Below are 23,732 nucleotides of genomic sequence, written 5' to 3' on the forward strand. Positions count from 1 at the left end.
CTATCAGAACATCCGGTTTTGATGAAAGGAAAGTCAGATGACACGTATGATGACAAAACTGAAAGCTGCCGCCGAGAAGCGCGCGCAGTTCACCCGTACCTACAACGAGCTGCGCTCGATGTCGCGCGCGGTCGCATGGGATTTGGGGATGTTTCCCGAAGATGCCTACGAGGTGGCTTACCGCCACGTCTACGGGCGCTAGAAGCCCCAGAATGAGCGTCAGAAGGGCGCTCAACCGAAATTCATTCCGCCCGCGTTTTGCTTAATGCAGAGCGCGGGCGTTTCATTTAGTTTCCACAAATCCCCCTGCTCAAAGCGGCCATACGACCAAGATTACGGGAATGGAAACGGCAACGACGATGACTTCCAACGGCAAGCCCATGCGCCAGTAATCCCCGAATTTGTAGCCACCCGGGCCCAGAATGAGCGTATTATTCTTGTGGCCGATCGGGGTGAGAAACGCGCTGGAAGCAGCGACCGCCACGGCCATCAGGAAAGGATCGGGCGAGACCCCCAGTGACTGCGCCATCTGGATGCCCACAGGTGCGGCGACAATGGTTGTGGCGGTATTGTTGAGCACATCCGACAAGCTCATGGTGACGATCATCAGGACCGTCAGAACCGCCCATGCGGGCAATCCTTCCGTCCAGGATACAAGTGCGCCGGCAATCAATTCTGTGCCGCCTGAGCTTTCCAGCGCAGCCCCCAGTGGGATCATCGACCCCAAGAGGACCACGACGGGCCAGTTGATATGATCATAAAGCTCCGCCAGCGGCACAATGCGGGCTAAGACATAAGCCACAACAACCAGTCCGAGCGCGATTGGCAGATACAGCAGGCCAAAGCTTGCCGCCGCGACAGCGCCGCCAAAGAGGCCAATAGCGAGCCAAACCTTGCGGTTCTCGGTCACCGCCAGACCACGATCCGCCAAGGGCAGACAGCCCAGCCAGTCGGTGACATCGGCACCGGTATCCCGCGGCACCAGCAATAACAGGATATCGCCCGTTTTGATGTTGGTTTTGCGCAGGTGTTTGACGATCCTCCTGCCTTGCCGGGAAATGCCCAGAAGCACCGTGCGTTGCCGCCAGGCCAGCCCGATGGATTGCGCCGTCTTGCCATTGATCCGCGCACTTTCCGGAACGACGACTTCGATGATTTCAACGCCTTCGCCATCGGCGCGCAGAGCTTCTTCGCGTTTGGCGTCGGCTACGGTCAGATCGAGGCTGGTGCGGAATTCATCGAGCGCTTCGGGCGTGGCCTCCAGTACAAGCGCATCACCGGCTCGAAGGACCGTGTTCCGTGCCTGACCGTACCGGCGTTTTCCGTCGCGGATCAGGCCCAGAATCGCGACGTCAGCTTTGTCAGCCGCCTCTGTGAGTTCCGCGACGCGACTACCGATTTGCTTGTTACCCTCGGGCACGGTGAGTTCGGCGATGTATTGCGAAATTTCAGTGGCGCTCCCCTCCGCATCATTGCCCTGTGGGATCAGGCGCCAGCCGATCAGCGCGACAAAGATCAGACCAGCGATGGCTGCGGCCCCCCCGACGGGTGCAAAGTCGAACATCGCAAAAGGTGTTCCCAGGGCATCTTCGCGGATTGATGCGATGATGATGTTGGGCGGTGTGCCGATCAGGGTGGCCATCCCGCCCAGAATGGTGGCAAAGCTCAGGGGCATCAGGCTCAGGCCCGCAGGACGCCCGGCCTTGCGGGCGGTCTGGATATCGACCGGCATCAGGAGCGCCAGGGCTGCTACATTGTTCATGAAGGCCGATAAAACGCCGCCAATCGCCCCCATCAGCGCGATATGCGCGCCCAAGGAACGTGACGCATCCACCAAGGTCCGGGTGATCAGGAATACGGCGCCTGACCGCACCAGACCGGCGGATACGATCAGAACCAGAGCGACCACAAGCGTGGCCGGATGGCCAAACCCCGAAAAAGCATCCTTGGTGGGCACAACACCAAGTACAACGCCGATCATCAGGGCGGTAAAGGCCACGATGTCATAGCGAAAACGCCCCCAGAGCAGCAGGCCGAAAACCGCGCCGAAAAGACTGAAGAGGATAATCTGGTCAGTTGTCAATTGGGTGGCTCCATGCTCTTGATCCGGGGTCTCTTTTTGCCTCAACTGTGGTTATGTCTGATTTGAACTTTTTAATCACCAACGGATTTTCGACAGCCTTGGAAGAGGCCGGAAAGCTGGGGCCAAGGGCGGCTTCGAAAGCCAAACTGCGCATTTTTGGGCTGATCCGGTATCTGCGCGGGATCGAAGGCAGTTGGCGAAACCCGGATCATTTGCGCTGGAATCACGTTCAGGAAGCGCGCCACATCCGGAAAGACTACCCGCCTGCGGAGTTCGGCGCCTTTCTGAGCGACTTGGAGAAACCGGTTCGATTTGACGACATCGAGGGCCTGCAAGATTCCGATGCAGAAGGCTATTTTGCGCGGTTCCGGTCCCGGCGTTTTGAATTGGCTTGCCTGGTTCTCTACACGGAGCTGCCGGATCGGAGGTTGGCTTTTGTGTCGGTGGGCACTCTGGCAGATACCAATCGCAGACTGAAGGCATTGTCTGATGCCAAACATGCAAAGCTGTTGATTTCGCAGGTGCGGGCTTTGCCGAAGCCTTAGGGATGCGTGCGCTGAAACCTTGACAAAAGAGGTTCCGAAGGCTAGGTGTTGTCTTACAAGGCAACATGCATTTTGACGCGATTCAGATATGGTGACTCATGACCGACGTACAAATCAATGCTGGCATCGGTGCTAAATCCGCTAAACGCGCGGCGACCCGCAAACCGGCACGTACAGTGAAAACCGCAGATAAGCCGCTTGCGGTGATGGATGAGGATACCCATTCTGAGGCTTTCGAGGCGCTCGATCCGTCAGAGAAATACGTAGTATTTCGGGACGTGGGTGAAGAGCTTGCGCGGGTTTTGGGGGCGCAGGTGATCGCGCAGATGCTCAATGAAACGCCACTGAGCGGGCGCGAGATTGGCGCCAGGCTCGGGTTTGATCATAGTGCGCTGTCGCGGATCGCGCGCGGTGACTCCAAAACCGGGCCAACCTTGTGGAAGGTTTTCGCGCTTGCCGAAGCGCTCGGCTACCGGATTGAGCTGAACGCCGTCAAAAAGTGAACCTGACCAGTCTGATTTCGGATATTCTGATCCTTGGACCCGCGATCTGGGCATGCTCGCGATTGGTGCGTTCCCGGTGGCATGAGATCACTGCTGAACGTATGGCAGACGAGGGGGCGGCACCGGAACTCGTTCAACTGAAACGCGAAGAGGCCCGGTACTATCAAGATTTCGCCAGAGTGATGCCCAACTGGATGTTGGCGGCCCTCACGATCGGTTTGGCGTTGCGTCTCTATCTGATCCTCAAAGCATTCTGGGTGGTTTAGGCCAAGGGGTTGAGCGCGCCGCTTGGCGGCGATAAACAACGGCAAAATCAAAGAATGGAACCCTCCTATGGCCGGACACTCAAAATGGGCAAATATTCAACATCGCAAGGGGCGTCAGGACGCTGTGCGCGCCAAGTTGTTCTCCAAATTGAGCAAGGAGATCACGGTGGCCGCCAAGATGGGCGACCCGGACCCGGATAAAAATCCACGTCTGCGGTTGGCGGTGAAGGAAGCCAAATCGCAATCTGTGCCCAAGGACGTGATCGAACGGGCCATCAAGAAATCGCAGGCCGGTGAAGGCGATGACTACGAGGAAATCCGCTACGAGGGATACGGCCCCAACGGGGTCGCGGTCATTGTCGAAGCGATGACCGACAACCGCAACCGGACAGCCTCGACCGTGCGCTCAACTTTCACGAAGAATGGCGGCAACCTGGGCGAGACTGGCAGCGTCGGTTTCATGTTCGACCGCAAGGGCGAAGTGACCTATCCCGCAGAAGCAGGCGATGCGGATACCGTGATGATGGCCGCGATCGAAGCCGGTGCGGAGGATGTTGAAAGCTCGGAAGATGGCCATGTGATCTGGTGCGCGGATACCGATCTGAATGACGTGGCAACAGCGCTCGAAGAAGAATTGGGTGAAAGCGAAAGCACCAAGCTGGTCTGGCGGCCGACAACCACGACGGACATGGACCTTGACGGTATGCAGAAGCTGATGCGGCTGATTGATGCTCTCGAAGATGATGACGACGTGCAACGCGTCACAACCAATTTTGAAGCATCCGATGAGGTCATGGCGCAGCTTTGATCGCCAGACAGCCTCGATAACGACATAACGCCGCCCGGTAACAGGGGCGGCGTTTTTTTCGAAATCGTAGGAACGGTTTTAGCGGGGTTGGTTGCAGTCCGTGCAGAAAAGCGACCGCACAAACCAACTCCAGCTTTGAACGGGCTCTGTCGGTGTGGTTCGTGCACTGCGATTGATGCGCTTGATCAAATGCTTGAGGTCAGTGAGTTTACGTCGCGCCCCGCTGCCGCCGGCCTGGCTCTGCACAGACAAAATTTTCTTCTGTGTCTGAAGGGCGGATTCAATCATTTCGATATCTTTCGCCGTCAGGTCGAGATTTTGAGAATTATCCAGCATGAGCCTATCCTTGTTACCTCCCCACTATATGGGGAACATAAAGGGATACGCCAATCATCTTGGATGAGATTTCTGTGAATTAATATTTCTGCTTCACTCTTTCGTGAGGGATATTAACAAGTTGTTCCCGCGCAGCGGAAAAAATCGACTTGCTGAGGGGCTCCAGGGCCTTTGCCATCAGGCGACTGGTTTGCCAGTAAAGCGGCACATCCAGAGGGCAATCCGGCATCAACGTCACAAGCGTTCCGTCGTCCAGGTGGCGTTGCACGATGCTGAGGGGGTTCAGGCCCCACCCCAACCCCAGCAGGCAGGCATCCACAAAGGCATGGGTGGAGGGAAGGTGATGCGCCGGCGGCGTCAGCTTTTCCCCCGTAGCCTTCCTGATCCATCGGTGTTGCAGATTGTCCTTGGCATCGAAATTCATCATCGGTGCCTGCGCGAGCGATTGAGGGGTGACGCCATCGTCAAACCAACGGGCCACAAAGGCCGGGCTCGCCGTGGCCACGTAACGCAACGCCCCCAAAGCGGTGCTGCTGCACCCTACTGCTGCCTGCGCCTGACCCGTGATCGCTGCGCTGACCGCGCCGCGCAGCAACCAGTCGGTGGAATAATCCTGATCGTCAATGACCAGCTCAAAAAACGTACCAGCGTTTCGTGATAAGCCTGAGACAAACCAGGTCGCCAGACTGTCCGCATTGACCGCGATCCGGATGCGCGCCGCAGACCGGTTTGTGTCTGGTGCAATGTCCTGAAGAACCTGGGTTTCCAGCAATGTCACATCGTCGGCGTGACGGGCAAGCCTTGTTCCGGCGTCCGTGGGTGTGCAGGGTGTTCCACGATAGATCAGGATTGCGCCCATACGTTCTTCGAAAGCCTTGATGCGCTGAGAAATTGCCGAAGGCGTTACATTCAACTGTGCGGCGGCACCTTCAAAGCTGCCGTGCCGCACAATGGCAGAAAGTGCTGCGAGCTGAGCAGGGTCCAGCATCATTAGCAAACCTTAATATGCGTTCAGATATTTAATTTGAGTAATCTCGCATAGCAATCTAGTCAATGCAGCGACATCTCAGGAGCCATTTTGTGATTGATACTTTCCTTCCCGGTTATCTGCTCAGCCTGTCGCTGATCGTGGCGATTGGTGCGCAAAATGCCTTTGTGTTGCGTCAGGGGTTGCGCAGGCAACATGTTTTCTGGGTGTGCCTGACCTGTGGTCTTTCCGATGCCATCCTCATTGTCGCAGGTGTCGCGGGGTTTGGCGCGCTAGCGGAGAAAGCGCCCTGGTTTGAGACCGCGATGCGCTATGGCGGGGCAGTTTTTCTGCTGTGGTATGGCTGGCGAAACGCGCGATCCGCCTGGGAAGGCGGCCACGTCCTGCAGGCCGAAAATGGCGCAGGGGCCCCGCTTGTTCCGACGGTGCTGACGCTTCTGGCGCTCACCTGGCTGAACCCGCATGTCTACCTCGACACGGTTGTTCTGATCGGGTCGATCTCTGCACAATACGACAACAGGTTGGTGTTTGGGGCCGGCGCGGTTCTCGCCAGCATCAGCTTTTTCTTTGCGCTGGGATACGGCGCGCGACTGCTCGCGCCGCTCTTTGCACGTGCCTCAAGCTGGCGCGTTCTTGACGGGCTGATCGCACTAACCATGTGGGTAATTGCCGCCGGTTTGTTGTTCGCATAAGCCCTTGCAGTCTGTAGCGAAAAAGTATGTCTATGGCGCATGGCCACACGCACGCCCTCCCGCCCACTGACAGGTATCTTCTGGATGCTCGTGACGGGTTTTTGCTTTGTCGCTGTCACCGCATTGGTCAAATATATGGGCCCTCGCCTGCCACCGGTGGAAATGGCTTTCCTGCGCTACCTGCTCGGGCTGGTGTTCCTGATCCCGGCCATTGGATCGCTACGCGCTGCGCATTTGACAAAACGGCAGTGGGGATTGTTTGGGGTGCGCGGTCTCGTGCACGGCTGCGGCGTGATGCTGTGGTTTTTTGCAATGGTGCGCATTCCGATCGCGGATGTCACCGCGATGAATTATCTGGCCCCGGTTTACGTGACCATCGGTGCCGCCCTTTTTCTGGGGGAGAAACTGGCTTTTCGCCGGATCGCCGCTGTCTGCGTGGCGCTGATCGGCGCGTTCATCATCCTGCGCCCCGGTTTTCGCGAGATCAGCAGCGGTCATCTGGCGATGCTGTTTGCGGCGGTTGTCTTTGGCGGCTCTTATCTGACCGCCAAGGTCATGGCGGATGAGGTGAAACCTGCCGTCGTTGTGGCCATGCTCTCCATTTTTGTGACCATTGTGCTGGCCCCATTCGCGATCCTGCAATGGGTGACGCCAACGATTTCAGATCTTGTGTTGCTCTTCTGTGTGGCCTGTTTTGCGGTGGCTGGACATTATACAATGACGCTGGCCTTTGCGGCGGCCCCCCTGACCGTGACCCAGCCCGTGACCTTCACCCAGCTTGTCTGGGCAGTCTTGCTCGGCTATCTGGTCTTTGACGAAGCCGTTGATATCTGGGTGATTTTTGGCGGCGTTGTCATCCTTGCTTCAGTCGTTTTCATTACCTGGCGCGAAGCGGTGCTGAAGCGTGGGGAGACGACACCGACCGTGCACGCCACCAAAGTCTGACGTCTCTTTTTTATTGATTGACCGATCAATAAAAAACCCGCTATCTGATGCATCGTTGTAGCCGGAGGGGATTCCCGTGCCGAAATTAGGAATGGAACCGATCCGCCGGACGGCGCTTGTTGAGGCAACAATCGCGGAATTGGCCTCAAAGGGGTCGATGGACATCACCGTCGGGCAGATTGCCAAGCGCGCAGGTATGTCCACAGCTCTTGCGCATCACTACTTCGGCGGTAAGGACCAGATATTCCTCGCTGCGATGCGCCAGATTCTCCGCGATTTTGGTGGTGAAGTGCGCCGGGAACTGGCAGCCGCGCAATCGCCAAAGGCTCGGGCCATCGCCCTGATCGAGGCAAGCTTTTCGCCCACCTGTTTTGCACCCGACACAGTGAGCGCATGGATGACGCTTTATGCCCAGGCGCCCACAAACCCCAACATGCAGCGGCTCTTGCAGCTTTACCAGCGCCGCTTGCAATCGAACCTTTGTCATGCGCTGCGTCCGCTGTCGGATCAACCAAATGACCACGCAGAAACCCTGGCCGCGCTGATCGACGGGCTTTATCTGCGTGCGGCCCTGTCGCGCTCGCCCAGCCCGGATGCGGCGCGGGAACGGGCGTTGAATATGCTCAATATCCTGCTGGAGGATCACCCATGACCAAGCCGAACATCCTGATCCTGATGGTGGACCAGCTCAACGGCACGCTTTTTCCCGATGGCCCGGCGGAATGGTTGCATGCGCCAAACCTCAAGAAGCTCGCCGCAAGGTCGACACGGTTTCGCAATACCTATACGGCGTCACCGCTTTGCGCGCCGGGCCGCGCGGCTTTCATGTCGGGCCAGTTGCCATCGGCCACAGGTGTGTATGACAATGCTGCCGAATTTCCGTCGGCCGTTCCGACCTATGCGCATCATTTGCGTCGTGCGGGCTACCAGACCTGCCTGTCCGGCAAGATGCATTTTGTTGGGCCCGAGCAATTACACGGCTTCGAAGAGCGCCTGACCACGGATATTTATCCGGCTGATTTCGGCTGGACGCCCGATTATCGCAAACCCGGTGAGCGGATCGACTGGTGGTATCACAACATGGGGTCGGTGACCGGCGCAGGGGTCGCTGAAATCTCCAACCAGATGGAATATGACGACGAGGTGGCTTTTAACGCCACCCGCAAGCTTTACGATTTGTCGCGCGGTGCTGACGCACGTCCCTGGTGCCTGACGGTCAGCTTTACCCATCCGCATGACCCCTATGTTGCGCGCAAGAAATACTGGGACCTCTACGAGGACTGTGCGCATCTGCTCCCCGAGGTGCCGGCGATCCCCTATGAAGATCAGGACACGCACAGCAAGCGCATTTTCGACGCCAATGACTGGCGCAGTTTTGACATCACCGAAGAAGACATTCGCCGGTCGCGGCGGGCCTATTTTGCCAATATCAGCTACCTTGACGACAAGATCGGTGAGGTCCTGCAAACGCTGGAGGATACCCGGCAGGAAGCGATCATCCTCTTTGTCTCCGACCACGGTGACATGCTGGGGGAACGCGGGCTTTGGTTCAAAATGTCCTTTTACGAGGGATCATCGCGTGTGCCGCTGATGATTTCGGCGCCGCAGATGGCCCCGGGCCTGCAGATCACACCAGTGTCCAATATTGATGTCTGCCCGACGCTTTGTGATCTTGCCGGCGTGTCGATGGACGATGTCATGGCCTGGACGACGGGCGTGTCGCTTGTGCCCATGGGGCAGGGGCAGGACCGCAGCGAACCGGTGGCGATGGAATACGCCGCCGAAGCCTCTTACGCGCCGATGGTGTCGCTGCGCTATGGCAAGTGGAAATATAACCGCTGTGTTCTGGATGCGGATCAACTCTTTGATCTGGAAGCCGACCCGCATGAGTTGACCAACCTCGCGGAAGCTGCCGAGCATCAGGGGACGCTGCAAACCCTTCGCGCCAAATCGGAAGGCCGCTGGGATCTGGCTGCTTTTGACGCCGATGTGCGCAAGAGCCAGGCGCGTCGCTGGGTTGTCTATGATGCGTTGCGACAGGGGGGGTACTACCCGTGGGACTACCAGCCGCTGCGCGATGCCTCAGAGCAATACATGCGCAACCATATGGACCTGAACATTCTCGAGGACAGCAAACGTTTCCCGAGGGGCGAATAACCTGTCCTCGACCAAGTAACCCTGCCGGAGGCAAGACTTCAAATGACTTATCCAACCCAACCGACCGCCAGCCACTTCATCAATGGCGCCTATGTGGAAGACACATCCGGCACGCCGATTGACGTGATCTATCCAGCGACCGGCGAGGTCATCGCAACCGTATATGCGGCGACCCCGGCGATTGTGGATCAAGCCATTGCCAGCGCGAAAGCCGCGCAAGTAGCTTGGGCAAAAATGACCGGCACCGAGCGGGGCCGCATCCTGCGGCGCGCAGCCGACATCATGCGGGAGCGCAATCATGACCTCTCCGTTCTGGAGACGTTTGACACTGGTAAACCCTATCAGGAAACCAGTGTTGTTGATGCCACCAGCGGGGCGGATGCGCTGGAATATTTCGGCGGCATGGCGGCGACGTTGACGGGCGAGCATATCCAGTTGGGAGAGGATTGGGTGTACACCCGGCGCGAACCTCTTGGTCTTTGCGTGGGCATTGGCGCGTGGAACTACCCCACCCAGATCGCCTGCTGGAAAGGCGCGCCTGCGCTGGCCTGCGGCAATGCGATAGTCTTCAAGCCTTCTGAAACGACGCCGCTTTGTGCGTTGAAAGTCGCCGAGATTCTGCATGAGGCAGGGCTTCCCGCAGGCCTTTACAACGTCGTTCAGGGCATGGGTGAGGTTGGGGGCGCATTGGTCAGTGATCCGCGCGTCGATAAGGTGTCTCTGACAGGTTCGGTGCCCACCGGGCGCAAGGTCTATGCGGCTGCCGCTGCCGGGATCAAGCATGTGACGATGGAACTGGGTGGCAAGTCCCCGATGATCGTTTTCGAGGATGCGGACATCGAAAACGCTGTCAGCGGTGCAATCCTCGGGAATTTTTATTCCTCCGGGCAGGTCTGTTCGAACGGCACGCGCGTGTTTGTGCATGAGGACATCAAGGAGGCCTTTTTGGCGTGTCTGAGTGCCCGGCTTGCCGGGGCCGTGATCGGAGATCCGATGCAACCGGAGACCAGTTTTGGCCCCATGGTATCAGAGCGGCAGATGAACATCGTTCTGGATTATATCGCCAAGGGTCAGGCGGAAGGTGCGCGTCTTGTAACCGGTGGCACCCGACTTGATCGCGACGGATTTTATCTGCAACCGACCGTCTTTGCGGATGTGACGGACGAGATGACCATTGCCCGTGAGGAGATTTTTGGCCCGGTCATGGCAGTGCTTGATTTCACTGATGAGGATGATGTGCTTGCCCGTGCCAATGATACTGAATTCGGTCTGGCAGCTGGCGTGTTTACCCGTGATCTGGCGCGCGCGCACCGTGTTGCCGCAGGATTTGAGGCAGGCACCTGCTATATCAACACATATAATGATGCCCCGGTGGAGGCGCCTTTTGGCGGCTCGAAGGCATCGGGTGTCGGGCGCGAAAATTCCAAGGCCGCCATCGAGCACTATAGCCAGCTGAAATCTGTCTATGTGCGCATGGGCGATCTGGAAGCGCCCTTTTAGGCAAATGTGATCCAAAGGGGCGCTGACGCGCACGCCATATTTCATGCGCGTGCCGCGCCGCTTTGAGGCGAAGTGAGACGAGAAAATGCAAGCGGATTTTGTAATCGTAGGTGCTGGAAGTGCCGGTTGTGCAATGGCGTATCGTTTAAGCGAGGCGGGCGCGTCGGTGATTGTCATCGAACATGGGGGCACGGACATCGGGCCCTTCATCCAGATGCCTGGCGCATTGTCTTATCCGATGAACATGAAGCGCTATGACTGGGGATACAGCTCAGAGCCTGAACCGCATTTGAACAACCGAAGGCTGGTGTGTCCGCGCGGAAAGGTTATTGGCGGATCGTCCAGTATCAATGGTATGGTCTATGTCCGTGGACACGCCAGGGATTTCGATCACTGGGCAGAACAGGGGGCGGATGGCTGGTCCTATGCCGATGTGTTGCCCTACTATAAGCGGATGGAGACCTGGCACGACGGCGGTCACGGCGGTGATCCGTCCTGGCGCGGCAGTGATGGTCCTTTGCATGTGAGCCGTGGTCCCCGAAAAAATCCGTTGTATCAGGCATTTGTCGAAAGCGGGCGGCAGGCAGGCTATGAGGCAACCGACGACTACAACGGCCAGAAACAGGAAGGTTTCGGCCCGATGGAGCAGACGGTCTGGCAGGGCCGTCGGTGGTCGACAGCAAATGCGTATCTGCGGCCTGCCCTGAAGCGCGACAATTGTACTTTAGTCAATGCGCTGGCGCAGCGTGTCGTCATCAAGGATGGAAAGGCGACGGGTGTTGAGGTCCTTCGTGGCGGCACCCGTGAAGTGATACATGCAGCGCGCGAGGTCGTCCTGGCGGCCTCGTCCATCAATTCGCCGAAGCTGCTCATGTTGTCCGGTATCGGTCCGGCGGCACATCTGTCCGAGCATGGTATTGATGTTGTCGCTGATCGCGCAGGCGTGGGCCAGAATTTGCAGGATCATCTGGAAGTCTATTTTCAGATGGCCGCCAGCCAGCCGGTGACGCTCTACAAATATTGGAACCTGATTTCGAAAGGGCTGATCGGGGCCCAATGGCTTTTGACCAAGAAAGGGTTCGGCGCGTCCAACCAGTTTGAAAGTGCGGCCTTCATTCGCTCGCAGGCCGGTGTCGACTACCCGGATATTCAGTATCATTTCCTCCCTCTGGCGGTGCGATATGATGGTAAGGTTGCAGCCGAAGGCCATGGTTTTCAGGCACATGTCGGGCCCATGCGGTCGCCCTCGCGTGGCGCCGTTACCCTTGCATCTTCCGACCCGGCAGATGCACCGCGGATTTTCTTCAACTACATGTCGACCGACCAAGACTGGCAGGATTTCCGGCAGTGTTTGCGCCTGACGCGGGAGATATTCGCCCAAGAGGCCTTCAAGCCGTTCGTTAGACACGAGATTCAGCCCGGAGCGGCTGTTCAGACCGATGAGGAACTTGACGCCTTTATCGCGGAACATGCCGAAAGCGCCTATCATCCTTGCGGAACCTGCCGCATGGGGCGCGCGGATGATCCTTTGGCGGTGGTCGACCCGGAAGCCCGGGTGATCGGTGTCGATGGTTTGCGCGTTGCAGATAGCAGCATCTTTCCCCGGATCACAAATGGCAATCTCAATGCACCGTCGATCATGGTGGGGGAAAAGGCCTCTGATCACCTTCTGGGGCGACCTGCTTTGGCCCCGTTAAACGATGCACCCTGGCTTCATCCCCATTGGGACACAAACCAGCGTTAACCGCTCGGTAACCGACGTTAAAACTTCGACTTGTTTCGAGTAAATTTGCGCGTCATAGGAGCGACATGGGTAATTTGTTTTTGGTTTTGTTGGTGGGCACTCTTGCAGTTCCTTTTGGGTCTTACGCGGCGGATACCCTTTCTGGGTCCGTTCGGGTGATCGATGGTGACACCCTTGCTATCGGTACCACACGTGTCAGGATTTTTGGTATCGATGCCCCTGAGGCGGATCAGACCTGCACCACAATGCAAGGTGCAAAGTGGAAATGCGGAGCTTGGGTTTCTGCCGAAGTAGAAAAGCGGTTCGGTGGCCGACAGGCGACATGTGAGCCAATGGCGGTGGACCGCTATGGCCGGACGGTCGCGCGATGCCATGTCAACGGTGAGGATATTGGCGCTACGCTGGTGTCAGAAGGTCTTGCCTTTGCCTATCGGCAGTATTCACAACACTATGTATTGGCCGAAAAGGGTGCCGCTGTCAGAGATGTGGGACTGCATGCGAGCCAGGTTCAGACCCCATCTGAATTTCGCGGATTAAAAGCCGCCTTCCCGGCCACCCCCGGCTAAATCGACGGAGACCGATCCGGTGATCACGGGGCGGTCTCGCGTTTCTGGTTGGTGAGTAAGCGATATTCAGCGTTCGTTTGCGAACCTCATTAGCCAACTTGATAAGGCAAGATGCTTCTTAGGTTGGGATCCACGCGCAGTTTGCGCTCAAGAGGTGGAACGGCGCGTTGATGGCAATGCGCTCTTTCGCAGATGCGACAGGAAATTCCGATGGGTTCAAATGCGCCGTCGCGGTTCAAATCCATGCCATCAGCATAAACAAGATCGCGCGCATGGCGCACCTCACATCCAAGGGCAATGGCGTAGCGGCGAACCGGTGCGCCGAAACGTCCCGCAGGCTTTGAGACATCACGGGCGAGATTGATGTAGCGCACACCGTCCGGTGTCTCGGCCAGTTGCCTGAGGAAACTGCCGGGCTGTTCGAAGGCGCGATGCACGTTCCACAGCGGACAAGCACCACCGAAACGGGCAAATTGCAATCTGGTTGCCGAATGACGCTTTGTGATGGTTCCGGCCTGATCCACACGGACGAAAAAGAATGGAATGCCTTTAGCGCCGGGGCGTTGCAGCGTGGACAATCTGTGCGCCACTTGTTCGATGGACGCGCCGAAATCGCCTGCCAAGGCTTCGACATCGTGACGGCATGCGTGTGCTTTTTGATGAAAGACCGTGTAGGGCATCAAGGCTGCGCCGGCAAAATAATTGGCCAGCCCTATTTTTGCGATGGCGCGCGCTTCGGCGGAATGAAAACGTGCCAGATCAAGCGTCGCCTCCAGCAATGCATCCTGCTTGACCAATGCAACTTGCAACAACAACTGGAACGTCTGGCTCTCAGGGGGCGCGCGACGCGCGAGAGAAAGCTGTTTGGTTGCCGGATCGTAATGCCGCAAATTGTCAGTATCGGAAAAAACGACCTCCACGCCACTGTTTCCCAGCGCTGAAACCGCTGCCACCCGGATGTTGCGGTGCCCGCCCTCTTTATTTGCAAAATGCTCCGCTGCGCGATCTACTGCGTCGATGTAGTTGTCACAGTAGTGGAAAAAATCGCGTACCTCTTCCCAAGGGCTCGGAGTGGCACGCGCATCTTCCCGGCCCAGTGCCTCATCAAGGGACGCCAGACGTTCCTGCATTTGCCGGTAGCTGCGGTGCAATTCCAGAAAGGCATGCGCGAAGGCGGGGGCATTGGACGCGGCCAGTCGCAAATCCGCAAGCGGTGGCAGCGCATCTGCAAAAAGCGGATCGGCAATTGCTTCGCGCATGTCACTGACCAGCCTTTCGCTGTCACCAGCACTTAGCTCAGTCACATCCAGACCGAACTCCTGAGCCAATGCGAGCACCACGGTGGTGGAGACCGGTCGGTTGTTATTCTCCATTTGATTGAGATAGGGCAGGGAAACACCCAACTTGGCCGCGAAGTCTTTTTGAGTATGACCAAGCCGGGTACGCAGTTCGCGTAGCTTAGCGCCAGCATAGAGCTTCTGGGTGGCCATGCCGCATGCCCTCCTTACGTGCATTTTGCAACTTTGCAGATTCGGCAAATCTATATTTGCAAATTCCATGGAGCAAGGTGCCGCGCCGTGGTTAACAATCGGTTTACTATGTTCCGCTCGTAAAGAAGATCGCGAAATACACAAATCCGCCGCGTGCGCGTGTCAGAGCAATGATCGCCTTGTGGGCGTTCAATTTTAGGCCTTCGCCTGGGGTAAACGCGTCCTGAAAGCTGTCACAAGTGCAAGGCAAGCCGCCGCTCGCGGCGATAAACCATCAGAATCGAGATAACCGCCGCCAAGGATGTCGCAACCATGATGTAAAGCAGGGGGAATGCGCCGGTTTCGGGGCCCAATAACGCGCCAGCCAGAACGCTTAAGGCGGCGCCGCCGCCAATCATGATCGCGCTGCCCAGACCTGATGCGGTTCCCGCCAGATGGGCGCGCACAGACAGCATCCCTGCCGTTGCGTTCGGAATAACCAATCCATTGCCAAGGCCGACGAGTGTCATCAGCCCGAAGAAGCTTAAGGGGCTACCTTGTCCAATTAGGAATATGGTCAAGGATATTGAGACACCTGCGAAGTTGATCAGGCAACCGGTCAGCACGAGCTTGTTGATTCCGATACGCCGGGCCAGCATCCCGGTGAACATGTTTCCGAAAAAATAACCGACAGCAGGCGCGCCGAAGAAAATACCGACCAAGAACGGTGACATGCCAAAGACAACTGACCCTACAAAAGGTCCGCCGCCCAAGTAGGCAAAAAAGGAACCTGAGCAGAAGCTGGCGGCAAGAGAGTATCCCCAGAATCGTGGTGATACCAACAATTCAGGATATTCGCCGAACTGTTGTGTGAGGCTCTTGTCGCTTTTTACGGCTGTTTCGCCCATGTCGGCCCAGGTTAGCCACCAAACGAGCGCGCCAAGCATCAAAAGCGCCCAGAAGTTCGATTTCCAACCGTATAGCTCATCCAGAATTCCGCCGAACATCGGGCTGATCATGGGAACGATCGCCATGCCCATGGTTACATATCCGATCATCGACGCAGCCTGGTCTTGATCGAACATGTCACGCACGGCAGCGCGGCTCAGAACCATGGCCACGGCGACAACGGCCTGGCACATGCGGAAAACCAGAAAAACTTCAGCAGTGGGTGCCAGTATGCAGCCGATCGTGGCGACAAGGTAAATTCCGATACCCCATAGGATCACCGGTCTGCGGCCGAATTTGTCGGATATAGGGCCAATAAACACTTGCAGGACAGCGCTGATTCCGAGGTAAAGGCCGACTGATAGCTGCATCAAGCGATAGTCTGTCTGGTAATGCGCAGTCATATTTGGAAGGCTTGGCAGGAACATGTTCATCACCATTGCAGACATGCCAGCCAATAAGATGAGCGTTGCAATGTGAGGTGGTGTTGTCCGATCAAGAAATCGGATGACTGGGGTATCGTTCATTCAGAATAGGTAAGACAGGCGCGATTTGTTGTCCACGCATAGCGGGTATGCTAAACTTGCATGTGTCTAGATTTGCAAATTTGCGATTAGCAAACCAAAGATTGCATAAGATTTGCAAATATTCCAATTTCTGCTTCGATCCTCAACCCGGGTTGGGTATGGTCTCTCAGATCAAGCAGCGAGGGTTCCATGAAAGACATTCTCCATCAACTAGAAGAGCGTCGCGAAACTGCCCGTATGGGCGGTGGTCAACGACGAATCGACGCGCAACACGGTCGTGGGAAGCTGACAGCGCGTGAACGGGTGGATCTCTTGCTTGATGAGGGCAGCTTTGAAGAGTTTGACATGTTTGTCACCCATCGCTGCACGGATTTCGGGATGGAGAGCCAGAAGCCCGCGGGCGACGGTGTGGTGACGGGCTGGGGCACCATCAACGGGCGCCTTGTTTATGTCTTCAGTCAGGATTTCACGGTTTTCGGAGGATCGCTTTCCGAAACACATGCTCAAAAAATCTGCAAGATCATGGATATGGCGGTGCAAAACGGTGCGCCCGTTATTGGGATCAATGATTCAGGTGGCGCGCGGATTCAGGAGGGCGTCGCAAGCCTGGCGGGCTACGCCGAGGTGTTCCAGCGCAATATCATGGCCTCCGGGGTCATTCCGCAGATCAGCGTGATCATGGGGCCCTGTGCGGGCGGGGCGGTTTACTCCCCGGCGATGACGGACTTCATTTTCATGGTTAAGGACAGTTCCTACATGTTTGTGACCGGTCCGGATGTGGTCAAAACCGTCACGAACGAACAGGTCACTGCCGAAGAACTGGGCGGCGCAGGCACCCATACAAAGAAGTCCTCGGTCGCGGACGCGGCTTTCGAAAACGATGTGGAGGCACTGGCGGAAGTGCGCCGTCTTGTCGACTTTCTGCCCTCCAGCAATCGCGAAAAGCCACCTGTCAGGCCGTTCTTTGACGACCCTGACCGTGCAGAGGCCTCTCTCGATACACTTGTGCCAGAGAATCCGAACACGCCTTATGATATGAAGGAACTGATCCTGAAACTCGGCGATGAAGCCGATTTCTACGAGATTCAGGAGGATTTTGCCAAGAACATCATCACCGGCTTTATCCGGCTTGAAGGTCGCACTGTCGGGGTGGTGGCAAACCAGCCGATGGTTCTGGCCGGGTGTCTGGATATAGACAGCTCGCGTAAGGCCGCGCGTTTCGTCAGATTTTGTGATGCGTTCGAAATCCCGCTGCTGACACTGGTGGATGTGCCCGGATTCTTGCCGGGAACAAGCCAGGAATATGGCGGCGTGATCAAACATGGGGCAAAGCTGCTTTTTGCCTATGGGCAGGCCACTGTACCGATGGTCACGGTGATTACGCGCAAGGCTTATGGCGGCGCTTATGACGTGATGGCTTCAAAACATCTGCGATCAGATTTCAACTATGCCTGGCCCACAGCGGAGATTGCCGTTATGGGCGCAAAAGGCGCGACAGAGATCATTCACCGCGCCGATCTCGGGGACGCAGAGAAGATCGCCCAACATACGGCCGATTACGAATCCCGGTTTGCCAATCCCTTCGTCGCCGCCGAGCGCGGATTTGTGGATGAGGTGATCATGCCGCGCAACACCCGTAAGCGCGTTGCCCGGGCCTTTGCGTCATTGCGCAACAAACAGGCGCAGATGCCCTGGAAAAAACACGACAACATTCCCCTGTGAAACGTCGCGATATCATAGCGATTTTTGCGGTATGTTGCGCCATTGCTGGCCCGGTTCTTTGGGTGCAGAGAAAAGCCAATGCCGAACCGCCACTCATCAACGCGATTGGTGGGAAATGGGCCGCGCATGATCTCGACTGGCACGAGACTGACGGGGCGTGGCGTGTCAGAGCTGTTTTATACCCCAAGCGGGTCAGCTTTGAAGGGGCCACTGCCACGGCCTTGTTGCGCAGTTTTTGTGGTGCGTTGGTGACGGCGCTGCCGGGTAAGCCAACCACGATCTCGCGGCATGAAATCTACAGAACGGACCTCAATGTGTATTTGGAGGAGCGCGATGACCCCGATGCCGAAGCTCTGTTCCCGAGCCTGATTCCCGTTCCGGTTCGGGAGGGCACCTGCATTGCAGATGGGGAAGGTCAGATTTATTACCCGACTTACCCTGGTCCATTGGTCGAATGGCAAGTGACTGACGCGGGTGTTGTTGAGGTCGACGAGAAGACACACTTCAATGTCATCTTCGAGAACGGCGAGGCGTTTGAGCCCGAGCTGGCGGAATTCCCGTTTCAACGGGCTTGTCAGGCGGTTCTGGAAGATTCCTTGGTCACCACAGCCGTATTGCCGAAAAAGCTGCGGCCCAAGGTGCCGGCAAAAGGGGAGGGCACGCTATTTGTTACAGCCCGCCTGTCGAAACAGATCGGAAGCAAATGGTTCGGTTTTGCGACGCATCGGTCAAACCGGCTTGGATTTATGGTCTCCTCCGGCGCATGCGTGCCCATGCAGGATGGTAGCGCGACATGACCCGGGCACATCACATGACCATGAACTGTCAGCGGGTGCGTTGAATGCCACTTTTTCACAACTTTAAGGACGCGCCGTCCCATGTCGCCCCTTTCTCCCATGCCGTTGAGGCAGGTGGATGGATCATGTTGACCGGGCAAATGCCCACGGTTCCGGGCGCGCCGGATGCTCCGTTGGCCGAAGGCATTGAAGGGCAGACACGACAAGTCATGGAAAACCTGAAGATCGTTTTGGCCGGGCTCGATCTGGATCTCAGCGATGTGATGCAATGCCGATGCTATCTCACCGCGTTTGAACGGGACTACGACGCCTTCAATGTCATCTACAAGAGCTACTTCCCGGCCGACCGGTTGCCCGCGCGCACGACCATCGGGGTGACGGCGTTGGCAGTTGGTGCCTTGGTTGAGATTGATTGCCTTGCCCGCAGGCGAGAGGTCGAATGACACGCCTCTGGGCAAATCAGGCGTTCACGATCGCCCATGCAGATCGTGACAGCTTTGAAGGCAAAGGATTGCGCCCATTTTTCGAGTATCGCGATCTGGGGATATCTGCTGCCACAAAAGGCGCATTTGGCGCGCATGTGATCCGTGCCGTGCCGGGCATGGAAAGCCCTGCCCAGTGGCACAGCCATGCTCTTGATTTTCAGATGGTCTACGTTACCCGAGGCTGGGTTGTGTTCGAATATGAGGGGAGCGGCGAACATACCCTCAAGGCAGGGTCTTGTGTCTTGCAGCCGCCCGGGATCAAGCATCGGGAGTTGCGTCACTCAGATGATCTTGAGCTGCTTGAGGTGATTTCACCCGCTGAGTTCGAGACCCAGGAGGAAAGTGCCCCATGAGCTTTGCGGCCACGCTTGCCTTTGTTGCCCACGCTGCTGTCCTGCCGGTGACCGATGTGCCTTCGGGTCAGCCGGTAGAACTCTACGAAGTGCTGATTGACGAGGTTGGAACAGAAACCTGGCTGCGATTTCGGTTTCTGGCTCCGGAAATCGCCCGCGACACCGGCAGCATCAGTTTTGCGCAGGCCGAGTCGGATCTTGAGCATTTGTGCGTCGAGGTTGCTCTGCCATACCTCACCGAATTTGATCTGAGGCCGCAAATTGTTGCCGTCACTTTATTGGACCGCCCCGTTGAATTCGGACAGTCTGATCCGAAGGCGACGCAGTTCATCGATGTGTTTCGGGTTTCTTCCGGAAGTTGTGTTTGGGAGGGATTATGACGCAGTCTCAATATGCTGCAGGGCGACGTGAAGGTCGGCGAAAGTTCGCGACCCGGCACCCACAATGCATCGCGTGGCAGACGTTAACATTTCCATTGGCGCGCAACCTGCCTATGATGATGTTGGAGGTGCCGTGGGGCAACCTCAGAAAAGAACCGGTCCAAAGTCGGATTTTATCACGGCGGACCAGCACTGAAAGTGACAGGAGATACAGATGTCCAAGAGCATCAAACTGTTGGCGGCTTTGGGCCTTTTTGCCCTCGTGGCTGCTTGCTCGCATGATGAGGAAGAATTCGTCGTGGTCGATCCGGAGCCGATCTCGACAGAGCCGACTTACACCGGTAAATACAAGTAATGCTGAGGCGGGATGGGTCTTTGGGCCCGTCCTGACCTTACAAACCCCCTTGCAACGGGGGGTAGGATGCTAAAGCACCGCGGATTTCCCGGCCGATTGGCGGGAACAGATTTTCAGTTCACACTTCGCAGGTTCAACCCACGCGGTGTTACCCCGCTGACCGAACGTGCCCGGTTCAAAGACCGCAAACCGGCGGATCGGCGGGCAGATGCGGCGTTCTTTCAGGCGCTTTGGGAGCACTTCGGATCAGAACCCTTTGAGCGGGGCAATCTGGATGCCGGACGGCTGTCCTGGCTCTTTGGCCGCGAAGTGATTCCGGCGGAAGACCCTTTTGATCCCGCGGATTACGCGGCGCTCCTGGTGATCGACGAAAGGGTTGCCCGACAGTCCTTTCCAGAGGCTTTTGAGGGGTGATCGGCATGTTTTCGCCCGAAATAGGCCGCTACCGGCGGTCGATGGCCCATAAAGGGGCGCTTGCAGGAAAAGGGCTGGATTATTCAACCCATGCGGGTATTGTTAATTCTGCAGTCACACGCGAATATCCCCGCACCGTGTCTGTGTACACTATTCGTACCCCTTCCCCTGGCGGGCAGTGCGACGCGTTGGCGTCATCACTGCCCGCCTTTTTCTTGGGTCACGACATGGTGACGGAACCAGGATTTCAGCGGCGCGTTCCCTTCGCAGACGTGCTCAGAAGCAGAGGAAATCGTAGATGTCGATCAAAGGTCTCATATTCGCTGCAACCGCCTGTGCGAGCCTTGCAGCCTGTGGTGATACACTTGGCGAACAAGCTGTTGGTGGGGCGGCCATTGGCGCCGGCACTGCAATTGTCACCGGCAGCAGCGCGCTGCAGGGGGCAGCGCTCGGTGCTGCGGGCAATGTTGCCTACTGTCAGCTTTACCCCGGCAAATGTAACTAAACCCACTTCGCCGACTAAATTGCGCAAAATCTCCGCCGCGTCTGCTTGTCATGCGCGGCGGTTGTTTTGCGCTGCTCAAAGTTCTCAATGCATTTCCAGAAGGTCTCATCATGTTCAATAAGATCCTGATCGCCAATCGGGGCGAAATTGCCTGCCGCGTCATCAAGACCGCCCGCAAGATGGGCATTCAAACGGTGGCGATTTATTCGGATGCAGATAAACAGGCGCTGCATGTGCAGATGGCGGATGAGGCAGTGCATATTGGGCCGCCTCCTGCGAACCAATCCTACATTGTGATCGACAATGTGATGGCGGCGATCAAATCCTCAGGGGCTGAGGCCGTCCATCCCGGGTATGGTTTTCTGTCCGAGAACGCGAAATTTGCAGAGGCTCTTGCAGAAGCTGGCGTCGCCTTCGTCGGCCCCCCCAAAGGTGCGATTGAAAAGATGGGGGACAAGATCACCTCCAAGAAAATCGCCCAGGAGGCCGGCGTTAGCACCGTCCCCGGCTACATGGGGCTGATTGAAGACGCGGATGAGGCCGTCAAGATTTCCAATGAAATCGGGTATCCGGTGATGCTCAAAGCCTCAGCAGGGGGCGGCGGCAAGGGCATGCGGATTGCCTGGAATGATGCGGAGGCACGCGAGGGCTTCCAGTCCTCCAAGAATGAGGCGGCGAGTTCTTTCGGCGATGACCGGATTTTCATCGAGAAATTTGTCACCCAACCGCGACATATCGAAATTCAGGTGCTCTGTGATGCGCATGGCAATGGCATCTATCTGGGTGAACGCGAGTGTTCGATCCAGCGGCGCAATCAAAAGGTTGTCGAAGAAGCGCCAAGTCCGTTTCTTGATGAGGCGACCCGAAAAGCCATGGGAGAGCAGGCCGTCGCCCTTGCGCAGGCCGTGGGCTACACCTCTGCCGGCACGGTGGAGTTCATCGTGGATGGCGACAAGAACTTCTATTTCCTGGAGATGAACACACGCCTTCAGGTGGAGCATCCGGTCACCGAGCTGATCACGGGCGTTGATCTGGTGGAACAGATGATCCGCGTGGCAAATGGAGAAGAGCTGTCGATCACACAGGCGGATGTGAAACTGAACGGCTGGGCGATTGAAAATCGGCTTTATGCGGAAGACCCTTACCGCGGGTTTCTGCCCTCCATCGGACGTCTGACGCGCTATCGTCCACCCGCTGAGGTCACTGAGGCCACGCATGTGGTGCGCAATGACACGGGTGTCTATGAGGGCGGTGAGATCAGCATGTATTATGATCCGATGATCGCCAAGCTCTGTACCTGGGCCCCGACGCGCGGTGAGGCGATTGAACGGATGCGGGCGGCGCTGGACAGTTTCGAAGTGGAAGGAATTGGACACAATCTGCCCTTTCTCTCTGCGGTCATGGATCACCCGAAATTCGTCTCAGGCGATATAACGACGGCATTTATTGCCGAAGAATACCCCGATGGGTTCACCGGCGTGACGTTGGAGGATGCGGAATTGCGCCGGATTGCAGCGGCCTGTGCGGCCATGCACCGGGTTGCCGAGATACGCCGCGCGCGGGTTTCGGGGCGGATGGACAATCACGAACGCAAGGTGGGTACGGAGTGGAACGTCGCACTCCAGCAGCAATCCTATGACATGACCATCGCGGCTGACCAGGAAGGCTCAACCGTGACATTTGCAGACGGGACCGTATTGCGTGTCAGCGGTGCCTGGACCCCGGGCGATCAACTGGCGGAAATGACCGTGGCGGATGCACCGCTTGTGCTGAAAGTCGGCAAGATCAGCGGTGGTTTTCGGATCAGGACGCGTGGGGCTGACATGAAAGTGCATGTGCGCACGCCGCGTCAGGCCGAACTGGCGCGCAAGATGCCCGAAAAACTGCCCCCCGACACGTCCAAGATGCTGTTGTGCCCAATGCCGGGCTTGATCGTGAAACTGGATGTGGCCGTTGGGGATGAAGTGCAGGACGGTCAGGCGCTCTGCACGATCGAAGCCATGAAGATGGAGAATATTCTGCGCGCGGAACGCAAAGGTGTTGTCTCGAAAATCAACGCTTCGGCGGGTGACAGCCTCGCCGTGGATGACGTTATTCTGGAGTTTGAATAAGCCTAAATGCGTCGCCCCGCAGACATATCGCTTGGGCGCTATCGCCCGATTGCGCGCTCTTTCTGCTCGCGGATTTCACGCTGCCGCATCGGCATCTTGTCGATGCTGCGGGAGATTTCGCGCACATCCCACGGAAAGGGTTTGCGCAACTTCACACCACCGTCTTTGCCGATAATGACCAGCATAAACCCGCGCGGCCGCAGCTTGCGCCGTAAATCCGACATCACATCGGGGCTGGTATCAGTGATCACAACAACGTCGCGCGCATCCAGTTCTTCTGCGCGCTCGCGCAGCAATCTGGTTTGTTCGATGTATGCAGGGTTGTCCTCGCTGTCCGCAAAGACAACAACGGGGCGTTTTTTCCACTTAAATTGCTTTAAATCGACGTCTTCCATCGTCACAAACAGCGTTTCTGCCAGATCAGGTTCGGCCGTTTGGGCCATCGTCGCGTTCGCGAAAAAGCACGCCAGAACAAGGGGTAATATCTTCTTCATCACATCTCCTGCTCTGTCCAATATAAGGCGCTGTTCAGG

The 23,732-nt window shown here is 57.1% G+C and carries 26 protein-coding genes; 21 read left to right on the forward strand and 5 right to left on the reverse strand.

What is annotated here, in order from left to right; translation table 11 throughout:
- Positions 1-37: 37 nt before the first annotated feature.
- Entirely contained in the window at positions 38-202 is a 165-nt protein-coding gene (locus tag ACOTTU_RS00350; protein WP_298919872.1) for a hypothetical protein, read from the forward strand.
- Between the two features lie 108 nt (positions 203-310).
- Here ACOTTU_RS00350 and ACOTTU_RS00355 read toward each other — a convergent pair whose 3' ends face one another.
- Positions 311-2,083 (reverse strand): SLC13 family permease, encoded by a 1,773-nt coding sequence (locus ACOTTU_RS00355; RefSeq protein ID WP_425655636.1) that lies wholly within the window; start codon positions 2,081-2,083, stop codon positions 311-313.
- Between the two features lie 53 nt (positions 2,084-2,136).
- On the opposite strand from ACOTTU_RS00355, the gene ACOTTU_RS00360 reads away from it, so the two are divergent.
- The 4 genes from ACOTTU_RS00360 (at position 2,137) to ACOTTU_RS00375 (ending at position 4,205) form a co-directional block, all read left to right on the forward strand.
- Positions 2,137-2,628 carry a hypothetical protein gene (locus ACOTTU_RS00360; RefSeq protein ID WP_425655637.1) on the forward strand — a complete coding sequence of 164 codons (492 nt, stop codon included), beginning with the start codon at positions 2,137-2,139 and terminating at the stop codon, positions 2,626-2,628.
- 98 nt (positions 2,629-2,726) lie between these two features.
- Complete coding sequence (locus ACOTTU_RS00365) at positions 2,727-3,131, forward strand: hypothetical protein (protein WP_425655638.1); 405 nt, start codon at positions 2,727-2,729, stop codon at positions 3,129-3,131.
- Complete coding sequence (locus tag ACOTTU_RS00370) at positions 3,128-3,397, forward strand: hypothetical protein (RefSeq protein ID WP_298919860.1); 270 nt, start codon at positions 3,128-3,130, stop codon at positions 3,395-3,397. Before ACOTTU_RS00365 ends, ACOTTU_RS00370 begins: the two co-directional genes overlap by 4 nt.
- A 67-nt stretch (positions 3,398-3,464) precedes the next feature.
- Entirely contained in the window at positions 3,465-4,205 is a 741-nt protein-coding gene (locus tag ACOTTU_RS00375) for a YebC/PmpR family DNA-binding transcriptional regulator (protein WP_298919859.1), read from the forward strand.
- 415 nt (positions 4,206-4,620) lie between these two features.
- Here the strand turns inward: ACOTTU_RS00375 and ACOTTU_RS00380 are convergent, their stop codons facing one another.
- On the reverse strand, positions 4,621-5,532 hold the full coding sequence (locus ACOTTU_RS00380) for a LysR family transcriptional regulator ArgP (RefSeq protein WP_425655639.1): 912 nt from the start codon (positions 5,530-5,532) through the stop codon (positions 4,621-4,623).
- A gap of 92 nt (positions 5,533-5,624) precedes the next feature.
- Between ACOTTU_RS00380 and ACOTTU_RS00385 the strand changes: the two genes are divergently transcribed.
- From ACOTTU_RS00385 to ACOTTU_RS00415, 7 genes are all read left to right on the forward strand, one after another.
- Positions 5,625-6,221 (forward strand): LysE/ArgO family amino acid transporter, encoded by a 597-nt coding sequence (locus ACOTTU_RS00385; RefSeq protein WP_425656424.1) that lies wholly within the window; start codon positions 5,625-5,627, stop codon positions 6,219-6,221.
- A 39-nt stretch (positions 6,222-6,260) separates the two neighbouring features.
- The gene (locus ACOTTU_RS00390; protein ID WP_298919851.1) at positions 6,261-7,166 is read left to right on the forward strand and encodes a DMT family transporter; all 906 of its coding nucleotides are present in this window, start codon (positions 6,261-6,263) and stop codon (positions 7,164-7,166) included.
- Positions 7,167-7,242: 76 nt separating this feature from the next.
- Complete coding sequence (gene betI, locus ACOTTU_RS00395; RefSeq protein WP_425655640.1) at positions 7,243-7,818, forward strand: choline-binding transcriptional repressor BetI; 576 nt, start codon at positions 7,243-7,245, stop codon at positions 7,816-7,818.
- Entirely contained in the window at positions 7,815-9,323 is a 1,509-nt protein-coding gene (gene betC, locus ACOTTU_RS00400) for a choline-sulfatase (protein ID WP_425655641.1), read from the forward strand. The genes betI and betC overlap by 4 nt, the downstream gene beginning before the upstream one ends.
- A 42-nt stretch (positions 9,324-9,365) precedes the next feature.
- On the forward strand, positions 9,366-10,823 hold the full coding sequence (betB, locus tag ACOTTU_RS00405; protein ID WP_425655642.1) for a betaine-aldehyde dehydrogenase: 1,458 nt from the start codon (positions 9,366-9,368) through the stop codon (positions 10,821-10,823).
- Positions 10,824-10,908: 85 nt separating this feature from the next.
- Positions 10,909-12,567, forward strand: a complete 1,659-nt coding sequence (gene betA, locus ACOTTU_RS00410; protein ID WP_425655643.1) for a choline dehydrogenase — start codon at positions 10,909-10,911, stop codon at positions 12,565-12,567.
- A gap of 65 nt (positions 12,568-12,632) precedes the next feature.
- Positions 12,633-13,133 carry a thermonuclease family protein gene (locus ACOTTU_RS00415; RefSeq protein ID WP_425655644.1) on the forward strand — a complete coding sequence of 167 codons (501 nt, stop codon included), beginning with the start codon at positions 12,633-12,635 and terminating at the stop codon, positions 13,131-13,133.
- 89 nt (positions 13,134-13,222) lie between these two features.
- Here the strand turns inward: ACOTTU_RS00415 and ACOTTU_RS00420 are convergent, their stop codons facing one another.
- Both ACOTTU_RS00420 and ACOTTU_RS00425 read right to left on the reverse strand, forming a co-directional pair.
- Positions 13,223-14,623, reverse strand: coding sequence for a helix-turn-helix domain-containing protein (locus tag ACOTTU_RS00420; RefSeq protein ID WP_298919840.1), 1,401 nt, complete (start codon positions 14,621-14,623; stop codon positions 13,223-13,225).
- 233 nt (positions 14,624-14,856) lie between these two features.
- The gene (locus tag ACOTTU_RS00425) at positions 14,857-16,077 is read right to left on the reverse strand and encodes a multidrug effflux MFS transporter (RefSeq protein WP_425655645.1); all 1,221 of its coding nucleotides are present in this window, start codon (positions 16,075-16,077) and stop codon (positions 14,857-14,859) included.
- A gap of 189 nt (positions 16,078-16,266) precedes the next feature.
- On the opposite strand from ACOTTU_RS00425, the gene ACOTTU_RS00430 reads away from it, so the two are divergent.
- From ACOTTU_RS00430 to ACOTTU_RS00470, 9 genes are all read left to right on the forward strand, one after another.
- The gene (locus ACOTTU_RS00430) at positions 16,267-17,799 is read left to right on the forward strand and encodes an acyl-CoA carboxylase subunit beta (protein ID WP_298919836.1); all 1,533 of its coding nucleotides are present in this window, start codon (positions 16,267-16,269) and stop codon (positions 17,797-17,799) included.
- The gene (locus ACOTTU_RS00435; RefSeq protein ID WP_425655646.1) at positions 17,796-18,596 is read left to right on the forward strand and encodes a hypothetical protein; all 801 of its coding nucleotides are present in this window, start codon (positions 17,796-17,798) and stop codon (positions 18,594-18,596) included. Before ACOTTU_RS00430 ends, ACOTTU_RS00435 begins: the two co-directional genes overlap by 4 nt.
- A 44-nt stretch (positions 18,597-18,640) precedes the next feature.
- Positions 18,641-19,039 (forward strand): RidA family protein, encoded by a 399-nt coding sequence (locus ACOTTU_RS00440; RefSeq protein ID WP_425655647.1) that lies wholly within the window; start codon positions 18,641-18,643, stop codon positions 19,037-19,039.
- Positions 19,036-19,434: a cupin domain-containing protein gene (locus tag ACOTTU_RS00445; RefSeq protein ID WP_425655648.1), complete on the forward strand. Its 399-nt coding sequence runs from the start codon at positions 19,036-19,038 to the stop codon at positions 19,432-19,434. The genes ACOTTU_RS00440 and ACOTTU_RS00445 overlap by 4 nt, the downstream gene beginning before the upstream one ends.
- Entirely contained in the window at positions 19,431-19,814 is a 384-nt protein-coding gene (locus tag ACOTTU_RS00450) for a DUF6497 family protein (RefSeq protein WP_298919828.1), read from the forward strand. Before ACOTTU_RS00445 ends, ACOTTU_RS00450 begins: the two co-directional genes overlap by 4 nt.
- 214 nt (positions 19,815-20,028) lie before the next feature.
- Positions 20,029-20,169 carry a hypothetical protein gene (locus ACOTTU_RS00455; protein WP_425655649.1) on the forward strand — a complete coding sequence of 47 codons (141 nt, stop codon included), beginning with the start codon at positions 20,029-20,031 and terminating at the stop codon, positions 20,167-20,169.
- Between the two features lie 66 nt (positions 20,170-20,235).
- A complete protein-coding gene (locus ACOTTU_RS00460; protein ID WP_298919824.1) occupies positions 20,236-20,583 on the forward strand; it encodes a hypothetical protein in 348 nt (115 codons plus the stop codon).
- 298 nt (positions 20,584-20,881) lie between these two features.
- Positions 20,882-21,088, forward strand: coding sequence for a hypothetical protein (locus ACOTTU_RS00465; protein WP_425655650.1), 207 nt, complete (start codon positions 20,882-20,884; stop codon positions 21,086-21,088).
- Between the two features lie 110 nt (positions 21,089-21,198).
- Positions 21,199-23,199: an acetyl-CoA carboxylase biotin carboxylase subunit gene (locus tag ACOTTU_RS00470; RefSeq protein ID WP_425655651.1), complete on the forward strand. Its 2,001-nt coding sequence runs from the start codon at positions 21,199-21,201 to the stop codon at positions 23,197-23,199.
- 38 nt (positions 23,200-23,237) lie between these two features.
- Here ACOTTU_RS00470 and ACOTTU_RS00475 read toward each other — a convergent pair whose 3' ends face one another.
- A complete protein-coding gene (locus ACOTTU_RS00475) occupies positions 23,238-23,693 on the reverse strand; it encodes a DUF4174 domain-containing protein (protein WP_298919819.1) in 456 nt (151 codons plus the stop codon).
- Positions 23,694-23,732: the final 39 nt, after the last annotated feature.

The sequence above is a fragment of the Roseobacter sp. EG26 genome (genome assembly GCF_049830555.1).
In the GTDB taxonomy this organism is placed as follows: domain Bacteria; phylum Pseudomonadota; class Alphaproteobacteria; order Rhodobacterales; family Rhodobacteraceae; genus Roseobacter.

Coding starts and splice junctions, on each gene's coding strand:
- ACOTTU_RS00350 (WP_298919872.1), top strand. CDS start 38: ATGACACGTATGATGACAAAACTGAAAGCTGCCGCCGAGAAGCGCGCG.
- ACOTTU_RS00360 (WP_425655637.1), top strand. CDS start 2,137: ATGTCTGATTTGAACTTTTTAATCACCAACGGATTTTCGACAGCCTTG.
- ACOTTU_RS00365 (WP_425655638.1), top strand. CDS start 2,727: ATGACCGACGTACAAATCAATGCTGGCATCGGTGCTAAATCCGCTAAA.
- ACOTTU_RS00375 (WP_298919859.1), top strand. CDS start 3,465: ATGGCCGGACACTCAAAATGGGCAAATATTCAACATCGCAAGGGGCGT.
- ACOTTU_RS00380 (WP_425655639.1), bottom strand. CDS start 5,532: ATGATGCTGGACCCTGCTCAGCTCGCAGCACTTTCTGCCATTGTGCGG.
- ACOTTU_RS00390 (WP_298919851.1), top strand. CDS start 6,261: ATGGCCACACGCACGCCCTCCCGCCCACTGACAGGTATCTTCTGGATG.
- betC (WP_425655641.1), top strand. CDS start 7,815: ATGACCAAGCCGAACATCCTGATCCTGATGGTGGACCAGCTCAACGGC.
- betB (WP_425655642.1), top strand. CDS start 9,366: ATGACTTATCCAACCCAACCGACCGCCAGCCACTTCATCAATGGCGCC.
- betA (WP_425655643.1), top strand. CDS start 10,909: ATGCAAGCGGATTTTGTAATCGTAGGTGCTGGAAGTGCCGGTTGTGCA.
- ACOTTU_RS00415 (WP_425655644.1), top strand. CDS start 12,633: ATGGGTAATTTGTTTTTGGTTTTGTTGGTGGGCACTCTTGCAGTTCCT.
- ACOTTU_RS00420 (WP_298919840.1), bottom strand. CDS start 14,623: ATGGCCACCCAGAAGCTCTATGCTGGCGCTAAGCTACGCGAACTGCGT.
- ACOTTU_RS00425 (WP_425655645.1), bottom strand. CDS start 16,077: ATGAACGATACCCCAGTCATCCGATTTCTTGATCGGACAACACCACCT.
- ACOTTU_RS00430 (WP_298919836.1), top strand. CDS start 16,267: ATGAAAGACATTCTCCATCAACTAGAAGAGCGTCGCGAAACTGCCCGT.
- ACOTTU_RS00440 (WP_425655647.1), top strand. CDS start 18,641: ATGCCACTTTTTCACAACTTTAAGGACGCGCCGTCCCATGTCGCCCCT.
- ACOTTU_RS00445 (WP_425655648.1), top strand. CDS start 19,036: ATGACACGCCTCTGGGCAAATCAGGCGTTCACGATCGCCCATGCAGAT.
- ACOTTU_RS00450 (WP_298919828.1), top strand. CDS start 19,431: ATGAGCTTTGCGGCCACGCTTGCCTTTGTTGCCCACGCTGCTGTCCTG.
- ACOTTU_RS00455 (WP_425655649.1), top strand. CDS start 20,029: ATGTCCAAGAGCATCAAACTGTTGGCGGCTTTGGGCCTTTTTGCCCTC.
- ACOTTU_RS00460 (WP_298919824.1), top strand. CDS start 20,236: ATGCTAAAGCACCGCGGATTTCCCGGCCGATTGGCGGGAACAGATTTT.
- ACOTTU_RS00465 (WP_425655650.1), top strand. CDS start 20,882: ATGTCGATCAAAGGTCTCATATTCGCTGCAACCGCCTGTGCGAGCCTT.
- ACOTTU_RS00470 (WP_425655651.1), top strand. CDS start 21,199: ATGTTCAATAAGATCCTGATCGCCAATCGGGGCGAAATTGCCTGCCGC.
- ACOTTU_RS00475 (WP_298919819.1), bottom strand. CDS start 23,693: ATGAAGAAGATATTACCCCTTGTTCTGGCGTGCTTTTTCGCGAACGCG.